Genomic DNA, 15,168 nt, shown 5'->3' with positions numbered 1-15,168 from the left:
CATGCGTCGCCTCTCCGGTGACAGACTGGTCGCCGCAGGCAACGAAGGTGTGAGGGGGCGCGGGGTGCGCTGGGGCAGTTTTGTCGCGGTCGGGGACAGCTTCACCGAGGGTATGGACGACGCGTACCCGGACGGCACCTACCGGGGCTGGGCGGACCTGGTCGCGACCCGGCTCGCCGCCGAAGCGGGGCCCGACTTCCGGTACGCGAACCTGGCCATCCGGGGCCGGCTCTTCCCCAGCGTGGTCGCCGAGCAGGTGCCCTCCGCCGTGGCGATGAAGCCGGACCTGATCAGTTTCGCGGCCGGTGGCAACGACGTGCTGCGGCGCACCTTCGACCCGGACACGCTGGTCGCCCGCTTCGACGAGGTGGTCCGGCAACTGCGCTCGGGCGGCGCGGACGTGCTCCTCTTCCGGTTCGCGGACGTGATGGCCCGACTGCCCGGCCAACGCCTCGTCGCCCCCCGGGTGCAGCTACTCAACCAGGCGGTCGGCGAGACCGCCGAGCGGCACGGCGCCATCATGGTCGACCTGTACGCCGACGACACGTTCCTCAACCCCATGCTCTGGAGCACCGACCGGCTGCACCTCTCCCCGGCCGGGCATCGACGGGTCGCCGGGCAGGTGTTGAACGCCCTCGGGGTTGGTTGCGACGAGGAGTGGCTGATGGTTCCGCCGCACCCGGCGCCGTCGCCGTGGCTGGCCGCCCGCGCTTCCGACCTGCGGTGGGCCGGTCAGTACCTGGCCCCCTGGGTGAAGCGGCGGTTGACCGGTCGGTCGTCCGGCGACACGGTGACGGCGAAGCGCCCGCAACTCGGCCCGCTCGTCGACTGAGCATGCTCACACTGCACACGGCGGCCCTGCTGCGCCGCGACCCCGACGGCGAGTCGTTGCCCGACCACGCCGTGCTGGTCAGTGGCGACCGGATCGAGGCCGTCGGCCCGCTGGCCGAGCTGAGTTCGGCGTACGCCAACGCCCGGGTTCGCCGCTGGCCCGGAACGCTGGGGCCGGGTCTGCTGCACGACGGCCCGCTGCCGCCCGCGCCGACCCCGCGTGAGCGGGTGCACGCGCTGCTGCGTACCGGGGTGACGGCGGTGCTGGCGGAAAACCTGGCCGACCCCGCCCTGCGGGCCGCCGCCGAGCGCGGCGACCTGCTGGTGTTGGCCACCGCCGTGGCGCCCACGCTGCGGTCGGCCGGGCGGGCCGACCTGGCGGTGCACGGCGTCGACGGGGCCTGCCTGGTGACCGTGGTCGCTGGTCGGATCGCCCACCGCCGCGCCTGAACGGCGTACCTTGGGGATCATGTCTGTGCCGAACGATCCCGATCCCCGCCTCCAGTCGTACGCGGACCCGCAGCGGCTGGTCACCACCGAGTGGCTGGCCGAGCATCTGGGCGATGAGGGCCTCGTCGTCGTCGAGTCCGACGAGGACGTGCTGCTCTACGAATCCGGTCACATTCCCGGTGCGGTCAAGGTCGACTGGCACCTGGAGCTGAACGATCAGGTGACCCGGGACTACCTGGACGCCAAGAGCTTCGCCGAGATGTGTGCCGCGAAGGGCATCGGCCGGGGCGACACTGTCGTCTTCTACGGCGACAACTTCAACTGGTGGGCCGCGTACGCCCTCTGGGTCTTCACGCTCTTCGGTCACGCCGATGTGCGACTGCTCGACGGCGGTCGGCAGAAGTGGATCGCCGAGGGACGCGAGGTGACCCGGGACAAGCCGGCTCGTCCGCGCGCCGACTATCCGGTGCCGCTGCGGGACGACGCGCCGCTGCGGGCCTTCCGTGAGCAGGTCATGGCGCACGTCGCCTCCGGCCGGCCGCTGGTCGACGTCCGGTCGCTGGGTGAGTACACCGGCGAGATGCTGCACATGCCGGACTACCCGCAGGAGGGTGCGCTGCGCGGTGGGCACATCCCGGGCGCGGTCAGCAAGCCGTGGAAGTCCGCCGCCAACGAGGACGGCACGTTCAAGTCCGCCGACGAGCTGAAGGCGATCTACGCCGACCAGCTCGGGCTGAGCCCGGACGACGACGTGATCGCGTACTGCCGCATCGGCGAGCGGTCCAGCCACACCTGGTTCGTGCTGCGGCACCTGTTGGGCTACCCGCAGGTGCGTAACTACGACGGCTCGTGGACCGAGTGGGGCAACCTGGTCCGGGCACCAGTCGTCAAGGGTGACCAGCCCGGCGGCCTGGCCGTCTGACCAGATCCTCGTGTGATCGACTCGGGTTCCCTGATGTCGGGCTGTCCCCCTCGCCGGGACACCGCGATATCAATGAACCCGAGTCGATCGCGTCGAGACCCTTGTCAGCCAGCGAGTGCGAACACGCCGCGCAGGTCGCGGACGATGCCGGTGATCTCGCCGGTCTCCGGGTGCCAGCGCGCCAGGGCGGCCGGTTCCAGCCGGAGCAGCACCGCGCCCTTGTTGTCCCAGCCCAGCACGACACAGCAGCCCTTGCTGCGGTCCCGGCCCAGGTCGAGCAGGTGGAGCACGGCGCCGGTCCGCGCGTCCAGCACTGCCGCCCCCTCTGCACCGTCGATTTCGCTGTTGGTGATCCAGGCCGCCCGCGCCAGCCGCTCGCCGTGCAGCCAGCCCCGGCCGTAGAACTCGTTGACCTGGTAGGGCGAGGGCAGCCCCGAGGTGTTGACCGGTTGTTCGGAGCGGAGTTCGCCCTCCCGGGCGGTCCGGCTGCGCAGCTTCAGGCTGGCCCCCTCGCCGTACATGTCGATCAACGGGGCCTCGCGCCCGGCGGCCGGGTCGGGCGCGATCAACTCCCAGGTCGACACGTCGATAGTGCTGGCCGCCCCGGTGGCCCGGTCCACCGCGTACGTCCGGTCGTCGCCCCCGACCAGCACCCGGTCGTGCGCCCACACCACCTGCTCCAGGTAGCCGTCGAGCGGTATCCGGCGGACGGCAGCCGTGGTGAGGTCGATCATGATCAGCTCTTTGGTCTGCGCGAATGCCGCCGACCGGCCGTCCGGCGACAGCACCCCCGGCTTCAGCGCGGGCGCCTCGTTGCCGCCCGCGTCCCGGGTCGGTGCCAGCGTCACCACGTCGAGGCTGCGCACCACGCCGTCGTTGCCGAGCACCCGGACCGGGCCGTTCGCGTGATACTCCTCGTCCAGCGGCTGGAACAGCCCCAGTGCCCGCTGGACCGGTCGCTCGGAGAGCGGCACTGTCGCCGGGTCGCCGAGCTTGGCCAACGGATCGGGCGGGTAGGTCAGCTCGGCGGGCGGTTTCTGCACCGGACCCGCGTGGGTGGGGTCGGTCGGGGTCACCGTCGGGCCGACCGGAGGGACCGGGGCTGGATCGGCGGGCGGTCGCAGCGCGGCCACCGTGCCACCACCGGCCAGCAACACGGCCACGGCGACCACTGCGACGGCCCGCCGGGTACGCCGGGTACGCCGAGCCCGCTCCCATCCGGCGGTGGCCGGCTGGCTGGGCAGCACGTCCTCGGCGGTGACGGTCAACAGTCGACGCAGTTCCTGCTCGTTCACGGGTTCACCTCCAGGCCGCTGGCCAGATCGGCCGAGCCCTGGCTCGGTCGGGCATCGCGGACGAGGTCCGGGGCCACCTCGCGGAGTCGGCGCAGTGCCGCGTGGCACTGGCTCTTCACGGTGCCGACGGTCACCCCGAGCGCCTCGGCGGTGGCGACCTCGGTCAGATCCTCGTAGTAGCGCAACACCAGCACGGCCCGTTGCCGCGGTGGCAGCAGGCCCAGCGCGTCGTGCATCGTCAGCCGTAGCGCGCCGTCACGGTCGTGGGCCACCTGGTCCGGCGGCGCGGCGCTGAGCCATTCCCGCCGTCGACGACGCCACCACGACACGGAGTCCCGGTAGAGGATGGCGCGCACGTACGCGGAGGGGTCGCCGTCGCGGACCGAGGACCAGCGCAGCGCCAGCTTCAGCAGCGCGTCCTGGAGGAGGTCTTCGGCCTGATGCCGGTTGCCGCAGATCAGGTAGGCCGCGCGGAGCAGCCGGTGCTGGTGGTTCTCCACGAAGGCGAGGTAGCCGTCGCGTCCGTCGTCCCTCGTCGGCACCATCCGCCCCCCTCCCGGCCGTCGCGCTGTACGCGTCATCTGGCAGACGCACGGGAGGTGGGAAAAGGTTGGGTCAGCTCGGTGGCGTTCCGGTCAGATAGCGCTGGAGAGTCGGCGCGATCCAGGCCACCAGCTCGTCCGGCGCAGTGTCCACCATGGGCGGCAGGCGGACGATGTACCGGGTGAAGGCGAGGCCGAGGACCTGACTGGCCACCAGGCCGGCCCGTCGGGCGGTCAGCGCCCGGTCGGTGCCGAACGCGGCCACGGCGGCGGTGAGCTGGTCGGCGAAGATGCCGCGCATGCGTTCGGCCGCGCCGGGGTTGGTGCTGGCGGCCCGCAGCAGCGCCACCAGGGTCTCGTCGCCCTCCCAGCGGGCGAGGAAGTGCCGGACCAGCACCTCACCGAGTCGAGCGGGCGGCACCGAGGTCAGGTCGGGCAGGCGCAGGTCGAACTCGGCCGCCGCCGCGAAGAGCCCTTCCTTGCTGCCGTAGTAGCGCATCACCATCGACGGGTCGATCTGGGCGTCGGCGGCGATGGCCCGGATAGTGGCGCGCTCGTAGCCGTCCGCCGCGAACCGTTCCCGGGCCGCTCGCAGGATCGCCGCCCGGGTGGCGTCGGAGCGGCGGGGTTGGGCCGACTGCGCGGACGGGGTCATGCCAACGACCGTAGGCCAACAGGTGTTGACACGCAATCCGGACGGTCCTAGCGTTGCCAACACATGTTTGCCAACAGATGTTGGCAACGGTTGTCTGGAGGTGGCCATGCTGCCCACGAGCACCGACGTCCTGGTGGTGGGCGCTGGCCCCACCGGTCTCGCCACCGCGTTGACGCTGGCCCGACGCGGGATCGAGGTGACTGTGCTGGACCGGTTGGCCGCGCCGCCGACGACCTCCCGCGCCGCCGTCGTGCACGCGTACACCCTGGAGGTGCTGGACCGGATCGACGCCGCGGCGCCGCTGATCGCCCAGGCGGTGCGAACGCCGCGCTTCACAGTGCGCGACCGGGACCGGGTGCTGCTGTCGGTGCCGTTCCACGAGTTGCCGTCCCGTTTTCCCTACGCGCTGCTGGTCTCCCAGGCGGTCACCGAGGCCGTGCTCACCGAAAAGTTGGCTGAACTCGGTGTCCAGGTACGACGGCCGTGCCAGCTCACCGGGCTGAGCCGCGCCGGTGACGGCATGCTCGCGCAGGTCGACGACGAGGCGCTGCGGGCCCGGTTCGTGGTTGGTGCGGACGGCCTGCACAGCACGGTCCGGCAGTTGGCCGGCATCGGCTTCACCGGCGGCAGCGACGAGGAGTCCTTCGTGCTCGCCGACGTGCGGGTGCGCAGCGTGCTGCCCCGCGACGAGGCGGCGCTCTTCCTCGCCCGCCCCGGGCCGCTGGTCTGGGCGCCACTGCCCGGTGGGGTGGTCCGGTTGGTCGCCGCCGTGGCGAGCGCCCCGGCCGAACCGGATGCGGCCTACCTTCAGGCGCTGCTCGACGAGCGCGGCCCGGCGCGACGACCCGACCGGGTGACCGAGGTGCTCTGGGGCTCCCGGTTCCGGGTGCACCACCGGATCGCCGACACCTTCCGACTCGGACCGGTGCTGCTGGCCGGCGACGCCGGGCACGTGCACAGCCCGGCCGGTGGGCAGGGCATGAACCTCGGCATCTGCGACGCGGTCGCGCTCGGCACCGCCGTGGCGGACGTGCTCGACGGTGGCCCGGAGACGCTGCTCGACGACTACACCGCCCGGCAGCGGCCGATGGCCGAGGACGTGCTGAGCTTCGCCGCCGGGCTGACCAGGTTGGCCGGTGTCTCCCCGGCTCGTCGGCCCGCCCGGGACGTGCTGCTCCGGCTGCTCGGTGCCGTCCCACCGGCCCGTCGGCGCATCGCGCTGCGCCTGTCCGGGCTGTCGCACCGGGAGCGGACGCCGGGCTAGCCCGCACGGCTCAACACAGCGGGCGCGGCCGGTCGCAGTGTCCGCCACGCGGCGAGGGTCACCAGCACGAACGTCGCCGCCGCCGCGCCCGCCACCGGCGCCGTGCCGTACGCCGCGGCGGCCAACCCGGCGAGCGCCGCCCCGAGCGGTGCGGTGAGCAGACCGACCATCCGCTGGGCCGCGCCGACCCGGCCCAGCAGTTCGCTCGGCACCTGCCGCTGCCCGTACGACGCCCACAGGCTGTTCCACACCACGGTGCCGGCGGCGAAGACGGCCAGCGCGATCCCGCCCGACACCGGATGCCGAGCCAGCGCGAAGCCGGTCAGCGCCACGGTCTCCACGGCCAGCACCACACGCAGCGCCGGCACCGTGCCGAGCCGGGCCGCGAGCCGCCCCGCCCCGAGCGCCCCCGCCACGCCCCCGACGATGGCGGCGGCCGCGAACAACCCGTACCCGGCCGGCGGCACCCGCAGCACGTCCAGCGCGTAGAGCACCAGCACCGCCATGATTCCGCTGATCGCCAGGTTGCTCGCGGCGGTGAGCACCGTGACCCGCCACAGGGTCCGGTGCGCCCGCAGCCAACGCAACCCCTCGACGATCTCGCTCCACACCGAGCCGCGCCGCCGCGCAGTCCCCGGGGTGATGGCGGGAGGCGGGCTGAGGGCGAGCACGAGCAGGGCGGCCGCCGCGAAGGTGACGGCGTCGAGGGCGAACGGGAGGGCCGGGGCGACGGCGAACAGGACACCGGCGGCGGGCGCTCCGAGGAAGCCACCGGCCACCGCCGACCCCGCCTGGAGCCGGCCGTTCGCCCGGGGCAGCGCGTCCGGCGGCACCAACGCGGGGAGCAGCGCGAACGAGGCGGAGTCGAAGAGAGTGCCCAGGGTGGCGAGCAGAAACGCCGCCACCAGCAGCACCAGGACACCGACCCGGTTGAGCGCGACCACCACGGCCAGCGCCGCCACCACTGCCGCGCGTATCCCGTCGACCAGTGCCATCGTCCGACGGCGGTCCCAGCGGTCCGCGTACACGCCGCCGAGCAGGCCGAAGAGCAGCGGCGGCAACTGCCCGGCCACGGTGACCGCCGCGATGATCCGCGGATCACGGGTCACGGTCGCGGCCAGCAGGGCAAGTGCCGGGGTACGCAGCGCGTCCCCGAACCGGGACGAGACGGCCGCGGACCACAGGAGCTGGAAGTCCCGGCCCAGAGCGGAGGAAGTCATGCCGGCGACCGTGCCGGTTCGACCGGGTCGAGGGTCAAGCCGCCGGGCAGAAGGGGACCGCGCCTGTCGGTGATCATCGGTACGGTGAGCGCCGGCATCGGGACCGGGGAGACATCAGACGTGGATCACACTTTCCAGGTCGACCTACGTGGCGTGGTTGACCTGCTCAGTCATCACCTCTACGGCAGCCCGCGGGTCTACGTCCGCGAGCTGCTCCAGAACGCGGTGGACGCGATCACCGCCCGACGCAGGACCGAGCCGGACGCGCCGACGCTGGTACGCATCGAACCCCCGGACAGCACCGGCGACGGCACGCTACGGGTGCACGACACCGGCATCGGTCTGACCGAGGCGCAGGTGCACGAGCTGCTGGCCACCATCGGCCGCAGCTCGAAGCGCGACGAGCTTGGTTTCTCCCGGCACGAGTTCCTCGGCCAGTTCGGCATCGGTCTGCTCTCCTGCTTCCTGGTGGCCGACGAGATCCAGGTGCTCACCCGGCACGGCGACAATCCCACGGTTCGCTGGACCGGGTACGCCGATGGCCGCTACGCGGTGACGGTGGCCCCGCCGGAGGCCGCCCGCGCCGAGCCGGGCACCACTGTCACGCTGGTGCCCCGCCGCGACGCGGACCAGTGGTTCACCACAGCGACCGTCACCGACCTGGCCCGGCTCTTCGGCGCACTGCTGCCGGTCACCGTCCGCGTCGGCGACGTCGTCACCACCACTGGAGAGCCGCCCTGGCCGACCACGCCGGGTGCGCCACTGGACCGCGCGGCGCTGATCCGGTACGCCCGGGAGACGCTCGGCGTGGACCCGTTCGACGTCCTGCCGCTGGCCGTGCCGGAGGCCGGGCTGACCGGTGTCGCCGTCATCCTGCCGACGCCGGTGAACCCGGCGGCCCGGGCCGGGCATCGCGTCTACCTCAAGCGGATGCTGCTCACCGAGAACGCCGACGGGCTGCTGCCGGAGTGGGCGTTCTTCGCGCACTGCGTGGTGGACGCGACCGAGCTGCGCCCGACCGCCAGCCGGGAGGCCCTCTACGAGGACACCCTGCTGACGGCGACCCGGGAGGCGCTCGGCGACCAGGTGCGCGGCTGGCTGGTCCGGTTGGCCCGGCACGACCCGCACCGGCTGGCCGAGTTCCTCCAGGTGCACCACCTCGGCGTGAAGGCCCTGGCGCTGCACGACGACGAGATGCTCCGGCTGGTCGACCGGTGGTGGCCCATGGACACCAACGTCGGCACCCTCACCCTCGCCGAGTTCCGCGAACGCTACGGCGTGGTCCGCTACGCGGCCAGCCTGGACGAGTTCCGTCAGCTCGCCGCGGTCGCCGCCGCGCAGGACCTGGCGGTGGTCAACGCCGGCTACACGTACGACACCGAACTGATCGAGCGGCTGCCGGTGGTGGACCGCTCGGTGCTGATCGAGCGGCTGGAGCCGAGCGACCTCACCACCCGGTTCGACGCGCTCGACCCGCAGGTGGAGTTGGCGCTGCGACCGTTCCTCGCGGCGGCGCAGCGGGCCGTCGAGCGTTCCGGCTGCGAGGTGGTCATCCGGGCGTACGACCCGGTCTCGCTGCCAGCGCTCTACCTGGTCAGCCGGTCGGCGGCGTTCAACGACCAGCTCGCCGCCAGCCGGGACCGGGCCGACGAGCTGTGGGGTGGAGTGCTCGACGCTCTCGCCGCCACCGCCCCGCCGGACCGTCCGCAGTTGGTGCTCAACCACCGCAACCCGCTGGTACGACGGGTGACCATGCTGAGCGACCCGGAGCTGGTCGGTCTCGCCATCGAGGCGCTGTACGGGCAGGCGCTGCTGCTCGGCCACCATCCGATCCGCGCGGCCGACGCCGCGCTGCTGAACGATTCCTTCCTCGGCCTGCTCGGCCGGGCTGTCCCGGGACGGGAGTGAGCATGAGCGACGAGGATCTGTGGCGGGTACTGCGCGGCATCGCCGACATGCCGTACGGGGCGGGGCAGATCGCCGCGCTGGAGCAGCTGCTCCGCCGGGTGGACGCCGCCGACGACCGGCACCTCGCGTTCGTCACGCGGATGCAGGCCACCACCGGCTACATCTACGGCGGTGAGCCGGCCAAGTCCTTCGTGACCTTCTCCTGGTGTCTGTCCGAGTTCGACCGGGACCCGCAGCCCTACCATCAGCGCCACCTGCACCAGCTGCTGTGGCACTTCAAGTACATGGCGTCCGGTCTGCTGAAGTTCCCCGAGGTGCCACTGGACCGCACGTACGCGGTGCTGGACGACATGGAGCGGCGCTACCGGGCCGGCGGGCACAGCCTGCAGGCCGTGCACAAGCACCGGTTCCGGGTTGCCGAGCACGTGGGCGACGTCGAGGCCGCCGCACACTGGTACCGGCTCTGGCAGACCACTCCTCGCGACGAACTCTCCGACTGCGCCGGCTGTGATCCGACGAGCCAGGTGAGCTACCTCGCCGACACCGGCCGGGACGCCGAGGCGGTGGCGCTGGCCGAGCCGGTACTCGCCGGTCGGCTCACCTGCACCGAGCAGCCGCAGGCGATCCTCACCGCGCTGCTCCTGCCGTACCTGCGCACCGGGCGGGCCGAGGAGGCGCGGGACGCGCACCGGGAGGCGTACCGCCGGCTGCGCGGCAACCTCGCGGACCTGTGGGACATCGCGGACCACGTCGAGTTCTGCACGCTGACCGGCAACGAGGCGCGGGCGGTCGAGCTGGTCGAGCGGCACCTGGACTGGCTGGACCGGCCGCCGTCGCCGGCCGCCGCCATGCACTTCGCGGCGGCGGCCTCCGCAGCGCTGCGTCAGGCCGGCCCGTCGACCGTGTACCGCCGGGCCGCCGAGGGCCGACCGGCCGCCGAGGTGTCGGCGGCGTCGTTGGCGGACGAGCTGGCCGAGACGGCGGCCGGTCTGGCCGCCCGCTTCGACGCCCGTAACGGCACGAGCCAGCAGTCGGAGTGGATCGCTCGTCGGCTGGCAGTGCAGGCGAGCGGGGAGCATGTGCCGCTGTCAGCGAGCGTCCGTCGCCGCCCGGCCCGCCCGACCCGTCCGGTCACGGACGAGCCGGGCACACCAGCGTCGTCCACCGAACGAGCCGAGCGAGTGCGAAGCGGTAAGGGTGAACGACCCGCCGTGGCCGTGCCCGCCGACGCCGGCCCGGACGATCTGCTGGACCTCGCGGAGCAGAGCTGGGGCCGGCACGACCGGGCCACCTTCCGGGCGGCGCTGGTCGCCTTCGACGACCGGTTCGGCTCCGCCGAGCTGCCCGCCCGCACGTCCGCGCACCGGCTGGCGCTGCGCGCATCGGAGCGTGGCGACGAGGACGACATCGATGGTGCGATCAAGCTGAATCGGGCGGCGGTGGAGCTGTACCGGGAGGCGGGCGAGGAGGTGGCCGCCCAGACGGTCGCCGGGCGGCTCGGCGTGTTGTTGACCCGGTCCGACGAGGAAACCGAGGAAGGCCTGCTGCTGGCCCGAGAGGCGGCCGAGGTCCTGGACCGGCTCGGCGACGCGGGGCAGCGGGCGGCCGGACACGACCGGGTGGCGTTGGCGCTGCTGCACCGCGAGCGTTGGGCGGACGCCCTCGCGGCGCTCGACCGGGTACCGGCCGACGCGGGCGGCGATCGGCACCTGGCGGCCCGGATCGCACTGCACCGGGGGCACCTGCTGGAACAGTTGGACCGCGTCGACGAGGCACGCGCCGCCGTCGACGAGGCACGCCGGATCGGCCGGGACCTGGGCGTCGGCGAGGTGGTCACGGGCGCCGGCCTGGCGTACGCGCGGCTGGTCGACGATCCGGCGGACGCCGTGGCCGCCTGCGACGAGGCGTTGGAGGCGGCACCGGCGGACGCGGAGCTGCCGGTCCGGGTCGCCCGGGCCCGGGCATTGCTGGCGGCCGGCCGGGCCCCGGACGCGGTGGACGACTTCGTCGAGGCGGTGACGCTGTGCGTGGAGCGGGGCGCCGAGGGGGACGCGTTCCTGCGGTGGGAGCTGGCGAACGCGTACCGGATGGTGGGCCGGCTCGCCGAAGCCGCCGAGGTCGCCGAGGAGGCCGTGCTCGGTCTGGACCGGCTGGGCGCCCAGGCGGAGGCCGACCGCTGCCGGCACCTGCTGGCCGGCGTCTACGCCGGACTTGGTGAGATCGATCCCGCGTTGGGCCTGTTGGAGCAGCTGGCCAGCAACCTCGACGGACCGGACAACCTTCCGCACCGGGCGCAGGTGCTGGAGGAGGCCGGCGGGATCCTCTACGACGCCGACCGGGACGCGGCGGCGGGCGAGCGGTTCGCCGCCGCGGCTGAGGCGTACCGGCTCGGTGACCTGCCGCTGGACGAGCTGCGTGCTCGCCGGCGGGAGACGTACGCCTGGTTCTGGGCCGACGACCGGGACGCGGCGTTGCGCGCCGTCGAGGTGGTGGACGGGTTGGCGGCGAAGCTGGCCGGGCAGGCCGATCCGCCGGTGCTGTACGAGCTGGCGCTGGCGGCCGAGGCCGGAGCGCGGGTGCTCACCGGGGCGGACCGACTGGACGAGGCGCTGGGCCGGCTCACCGGGGTGCCGGACCGGTTGCGGTCGATCGAGGCGTTCGGCGAGGCCGCCCAGGTGGAGGCCCTGATCGGTGAGTTGCTGCTGCGCCTGGACCGGCCGGCCGAGGCGGAGCGGCTGCTGCGTCGCGTGCTTGGTGGGTTGCCGGCCGCCTCACGGCAGGTCCGCCAGACGGCCTGGCTGCTGGCTCGGGTGCTGGATCTGCTCGATCGGCCCACGGAAGCCGCCGCGTTGCGCGCGGAGCACGACCTGGACGAGGACGACTGACCTCGCCGGCCGCCCCTGGCCAGGTCAGGGGCGGCCCGGCCCGGGGAGGACGGAACTGACCGGCAACCATCGCGGGCTCCTCGCGGTCTAGGCTTGCCCGGTGACGGTGGAGCAGCAGGCACGGGGTGCGGCGGGTGCGGGCCGGCGCAGGTCCCGCAAGGACGAGATCCTGGAGATCGCGGTAGGTCTGTTCGCGGCGCGTGGCTATCACGGCGTGTCGATGGACGACATCGGCGCGGCCGCCGGGGTCACCGGTCCGGCGCTCTACCACCACTTCGCCGGCAAGGAAGCCATGCTGGCCGCCGCGCTGATTCCGGTCAGTGAGGGGTTGCTGGCCGGTGGGCGGGAACGCGCCGCCGGGCGCTCGGACGACCCGCGTGGCGTGCTGGAGTCGCTGATCGACTTCCACGTCGAGTTCGCGCTGGCCAACCCGGCGGTGATCGCGTTGCACCTGCACGAGCTGGACCGCCTGCCCGAGGAGCCGCGGCGTCGGATTCGTCGCCTGCAACGGCTCTACGTCGAGGAGTGGGTGACAGTGCTCACCGCGCTGCACCCGGGGATGCCCGACGGTGAGGCGCGGGTGCTCGCGCACGCCGCGTTCGGCCTGATGAACTCGACGCCGTTCCTCGGTGGTGAGGTGGACCGGCGACGCCGCGCCGAGCTGCTGCGCGGCGCGACCCTGGCCGCGCTGCTCGCCTGAGCCGACTCGTCAGAACCGCGCCGGTCATGATTCCCTGACATCGTCCCACCATCCGGACGCCGGGAGGAAACATGATCGAGTCACTGCTGGTCGCCAATCGGGGCGAGATCGCCCGCCGGATCATCCGGACCGCCAAGCGGCTCGGCATCCGCGTGATCGCGGTGCACTCGGAGGCCGACGCCGACCTGCCGTTCGTCGCGGAGGCGGACGAGGCTGTCCTCATCGGTCCACCGAACCCGGCGCTGAGCTACCGCAACACCGAGGCGATCCTCGCCGCCGCGAAGTCGACGGGCGCGCAGGCGATCCACCCCGGGTACGGCTTCCTGTCGGAGAACGCCGAGTTCGCCCGTACCGTCGAGGCAAGTGGCCTGATCTGGGTCGGGCCCGACGCGGACGCGATCAGCGCGATGGGCGACAAGATCAACGCCCGGAACCTGATGGCGGCGGCCGGTGTTCCGGTCGCGCCGGGCACCACCGACCCGGCCGCCGACCTGGACGCTGCGGTGACGGCCGCGGCCGAGATCGGCTACCCGGTGATGGTCAAGGCCGCCGCCGGCGGTGGCGGCATGGGCATGGGCGTCGCGGTCGACGAGGCCGCGCTGCGCACCGAGTACGACAAGGTGCGCGCGTTCGCCGAGCGGATGTTCGGCGACGGTTCGGTGTTGATCGAGCGGTACTTTCCCCGGGTACGGCACGTCGAGGTGCAGATCCTCGGCCTGGCCGATGGCCGGGTGGTGGCGCTCGGCGAGCGGGAGTGCTCGGTGCAGCGGCGCAACCAGAAGTTGGTCGAGGAGTCCCCGTCGCCGGCGGTCTCGCCGGAGCTGCGATCCCGGCTGCTGGCGGCGGCGGTGCGGGCCGGCGAGGCAGTCGGCTATCGCAACGCGGGCACTGTGGAGTGCCTGCTCGACCCAGCCACCGGCGAGTTCTTCTTCCTGGAGATGAACACGCGGTTGCAGGTGGAGCACCCGGTGACCGAGTACGTCTACGGCATCGACCTGGTCGAGGAGCAGTTGCGGGTGGCCTCCGGGTTGGCGCCGACGTTCGACCCGGACGCGTTGACCCCGAATGGGCACGCCATCGAGATGCGGATCAACGCCGAGGACCCGAAGCGCTTCCTGCCCGGCCCGGGTGTGGTCAGGACGTGGGTGGAGCCGACGGGCGAGGGTGTCCGGGTGGACTCCGGCTACACCGAGGGCAACACTGTCACCCCGTTCTACGACAGCCTGCTGGCCAAGCTGATCGTCAGCGGCGCGACCCGCGACGAGGCGCTCGATCGCGCGAAGGCAGCCGTCGCGGCCTTCCAGATCGAGGGTCCGAAGAACAACGTTCCCTTCTTCGCCGAGTTGCTGACCAACGACGAGTTCCTCTCCGGTGCCTACGACACGGGAATCGTCTCCCGCATGCGCTGACCACCCAGCCCGTCCCCCGGCCCCCGCGTTGATCGCCCCGCTGATCAAGAGGTTGGCGTCAGGATTTGCGCCGCGGATGACGCAAACCTCTTGATCAACAGTGGGGTGGCATGCTGGGAGGACCCCCTAAGCACTGCTTTCGTCACAGTGAGGTGACCCCTTATGGCGGACCTGCCAGATTCCGTCTCGATCCGCGAGGTTGGGCCCCGGGACGGGTTGCAGAACGAGGACCCGATCCCGACCGACGCCAAGGTGCGGCTGCTCGACGCCCTCTCGGGCACCGGCGTACGCCGAATCGAGGCGGTGTCGTTCGTGCACCCCAAGGCGATCCCGCAGATGGCCGACGCCGACGAGGTGTGGCAGCGGGCGATGAAGGCCGACGGGGTGCGGTACTCCGCGCTGGTGCCGAACACCCGGGGCGCCCAGCGGGCCCTCGCCGCCGGATTCACCGAGATCGAGGTGGTCGTCTCGGCCAGCGACACCCACAACCGGCGCAACGTCAACCGGTCCACCGACGAGTCGCTGGACGACATCGCCGAGCTGATCGACCTGCTGCACGGTGCGTCGGCGCGGGTCGAGGTGATCGTGGCGACCAGCTTTGGCTGCCCGTACGAGGGGGACATCGACCCGCAGCGGGTGGCCGGGATCGTGGACCGGGTCGTCCGCGACGGCGCGGACCGGGTCGCGTTCGGCGACACCACCGGCATGGGCACCCCACGTCGGGTCCGCGAGCTGCTGACCGCGGTACGTGACCGCAACGCGCACGTGCCGGTCCTGCTGCACTTCCACAACACCCGGGGTACGGCACTGGCCAACCTGCTGACCGCGTTGGAGCTGGGGGTGACCGAGTTCGACGCCAGCGTCGGTGGCCTCGGTGGCTGCCCGTACGCGCCGGGAGCGAGCGGCAACCTGGCCACCGAGGAGGCCGTGCACATGCTGCACGACATGGGCATCGACACCGGCATCGACCTGCCAACGCTCATCGAGGTGGCGGAGTTGGCCGAGGAGTTGCTCGGCAAGAAGCTGCCGTCCGGTGTGCTGCGGGCCGGTCCGCGTACCCGGCTGACGCCGCTGCCTGGCTGAGGGC

13 protein-coding genes are annotated in these 15,168 nt (G+C 72.7%); 9 read left to right on the top strand and 4 right to left on the bottom strand.

Annotated elements, in window-relative coordinates; genetic code table 11:
* The first annotated feature begins 64 nt into the window (after positions 1-64).
* Genes GA0070561_RS06785 through GA0070561_RS06775 form a run of 3 tightly spaced genes read left to right on the top strand, consistent with a single transcriptional unit; the run spans position 65 to position 2,203 of the window.
* Complete coding sequence (locus GA0070561_RS06785) at positions 65-832, top strand: SGNH/GDSL hydrolase family protein (RefSeq protein WP_091396442.1); 768 nt, start codon at positions 65-67, stop codon at positions 830-832.
* Between the two features lie 2 nt (positions 833-834).
* A complete protein-coding gene (locus GA0070561_RS06780) occupies positions 835-1,281 on the top strand; it encodes an imidazolonepropionase-like domain-containing protein (protein WP_091396437.1) in 447 nt (148 codons plus the stop codon).
* 19 nt (positions 1,282-1,300) lie between these two features.
* Entirely contained in the window at positions 1,301-2,203 is a 903-nt protein-coding gene (locus tag GA0070561_RS06775) for a sulfurtransferase (RefSeq protein ID WP_091396434.1), read from the top strand.
* Positions 2,204-2,307: 104 nt separating this feature from the next.
* On the opposite strand, the gene GA0070561_RS06770 is transcribed toward GA0070561_RS06775, so the two are convergent.
* From GA0070561_RS06770 to GA0070561_RS06760, 3 genes are all read right to left on the bottom strand, one after another.
* Positions 2,308-3,498: a hypothetical protein gene (locus tag GA0070561_RS06770; RefSeq protein WP_091396430.1), complete on the bottom strand. Its 1,191-nt coding sequence runs from the start codon at positions 3,496-3,498 to the stop codon at positions 2,308-2,310.
* Positions 3,495-4,043 (bottom strand): SigE family RNA polymerase sigma factor, encoded by a 549-nt coding sequence (locus GA0070561_RS06765; protein WP_091396427.1) that lies wholly within the window; start codon positions 4,041-4,043, stop codon positions 3,495-3,497. The genes GA0070561_RS06770 and GA0070561_RS06765 overlap by 4 nt, the downstream gene beginning before the upstream one ends.
* Before the next feature lie 70 nt (positions 4,044-4,113).
* A complete protein-coding gene (locus GA0070561_RS06760) occupies positions 4,114-4,695 on the bottom strand; it encodes a TetR/AcrR family transcriptional regulator (protein ID WP_112639835.1) in 582 nt (193 codons plus the stop codon).
* 106 nt (positions 4,696-4,801) lie between these two features.
* On the opposite strand from GA0070561_RS06760, the gene GA0070561_RS06755 reads away from it, so the two are divergent.
* Positions 4,802-5,959: an FAD-dependent oxidoreductase gene (locus GA0070561_RS06755; RefSeq protein ID WP_091397522.1), complete on the top strand. Its 1,158-nt coding sequence runs from the start codon at positions 4,802-4,804 to the stop codon at positions 5,957-5,959.
* Here GA0070561_RS06755 and GA0070561_RS06750 read toward each other — a convergent pair.
* Complete coding sequence (locus GA0070561_RS06750) at positions 5,956-7,179, bottom strand: MFS transporter (RefSeq protein WP_091396424.1); 1,224 nt, start codon at positions 7,177-7,179, stop codon at positions 5,956-5,958. The genes GA0070561_RS06755 and GA0070561_RS06750 overlap by 4 nt on opposite strands.
* Positions 7,180-7,299: 120 nt before the next feature.
* Here GA0070561_RS06750 and GA0070561_RS06745 point away from each other — a divergent pair, with 120 nt between their 5' ends.
* From GA0070561_RS06745 to GA0070561_RS06725, 5 genes are all read left to right on the top strand, one after another.
* Positions 7,300-9,087 carry an HSP90 family protein gene (locus GA0070561_RS06745; RefSeq protein WP_091397520.1) on the top strand — a complete coding sequence of 596 codons (1,788 nt, stop codon included), beginning with the start codon at positions 7,300-7,302 and terminating at the stop codon, positions 9,085-9,087.
* 2 nt (positions 9,088-9,089) lie between these two features.
* Positions 9,090-11,972: a hypothetical protein gene (locus tag GA0070561_RS06740; RefSeq protein WP_091396421.1), complete on the top strand. Its 2,883-nt coding sequence runs from the start codon at positions 9,090-9,092 to the stop codon at positions 11,970-11,972.
* Between the two features lie 100 nt (positions 11,973-12,072).
* On the top strand, positions 12,073-12,672 hold the full coding sequence (locus tag GA0070561_RS06735; protein WP_030331931.1) for a TetR/AcrR family transcriptional regulator: 600 nt from the start codon (positions 12,073-12,075) through the stop codon (positions 12,670-12,672).
* A 71-nt stretch (positions 12,673-12,743) separates the two neighbouring features.
* Complete coding sequence (locus GA0070561_RS06730) at positions 12,744-14,081, top strand: acetyl-CoA carboxylase biotin carboxylase subunit (RefSeq protein WP_091396417.1); 1,338 nt, start codon at positions 12,744-12,746, stop codon at positions 14,079-14,081.
* 162 nt (positions 14,082-14,243) lie between these two features.
* Positions 14,244-15,164: a hydroxymethylglutaryl-CoA lyase gene (locus tag GA0070561_RS06725; protein WP_091396414.1), complete on the top strand. Its 921-nt coding sequence runs from the start codon at positions 14,244-14,246 to the stop codon at positions 15,162-15,164.
* Positions 15,165-15,168 lie beyond the last annotated feature (4 nt).

This window comes from Micromonospora saelicesensis, assembly GCF_900091575.1.
Classification (GTDB): domain Bacteria; phylum Actinomycetota; class Actinomycetes; order Mycobacteriales; family Micromonosporaceae; genus Micromonospora; species Micromonospora saelicesensis.
This window is presented reverse-complemented; position numbering and strand designations above follow the sequence as displayed.

Bases quoted from the DNA above. Each gene is read 5' to 3' on its own strand.
- GA0070561_RS06750 (WP_091396424.1), bottom strand. From the start codon at position 7,179: ATGACTTCCTCCGCTCTGGGCCGGGACTTCCAGCTCCTGTGGTCCGCG.
- GA0070561_RS06775 (WP_091396434.1), top strand. From the start codon at position 1,301: ATGTCTGTGCCGAACGATCCCGATCCCCGCCTCCAGTCGTACGCGGAC.
- GA0070561_RS06740 (WP_091396421.1), top strand. From the start codon at position 9,090: ATGAGCGACGAGGATCTGTGGCGGGTACTGCGCGGCATCGCCGACATG.
- GA0070561_RS06765 (WP_091396427.1), bottom strand. From the start codon at position 4,043: ATGGTGCCGACGAGGGACGACGGACGCGACGGCTACCTCGCCTTCGTG.
- GA0070561_RS06780 (WP_091396437.1), top strand. From the start codon at position 835: ATGCTCACACTGCACACGGCGGCCCTGCTGCGCCGCGACCCCGACGGC.
- GA0070561_RS06725 (WP_091396414.1), top strand. From the start codon at position 14,244: ATGGCGGACCTGCCAGATTCCGTCTCGATCCGCGAGGTTGGGCCCCGG.
- GA0070561_RS06760 (WP_112639835.1), bottom strand. From the start codon at position 4,695: ATGACCCCGTCCGCGCAGTCGGCCCAACCCCGCCGCTCCGACGCCACC.
- GA0070561_RS06730 (WP_091396417.1), top strand. From the start codon at position 12,744: ATGATCGAGTCACTGCTGGTCGCCAATCGGGGCGAGATCGCCCGCCGG.
- GA0070561_RS06755 (WP_091397522.1), top strand. From the start codon at position 4,802: ATGCTGCCCACGAGCACCGACGTCCTGGTGGTGGGCGCTGGCCCCACC.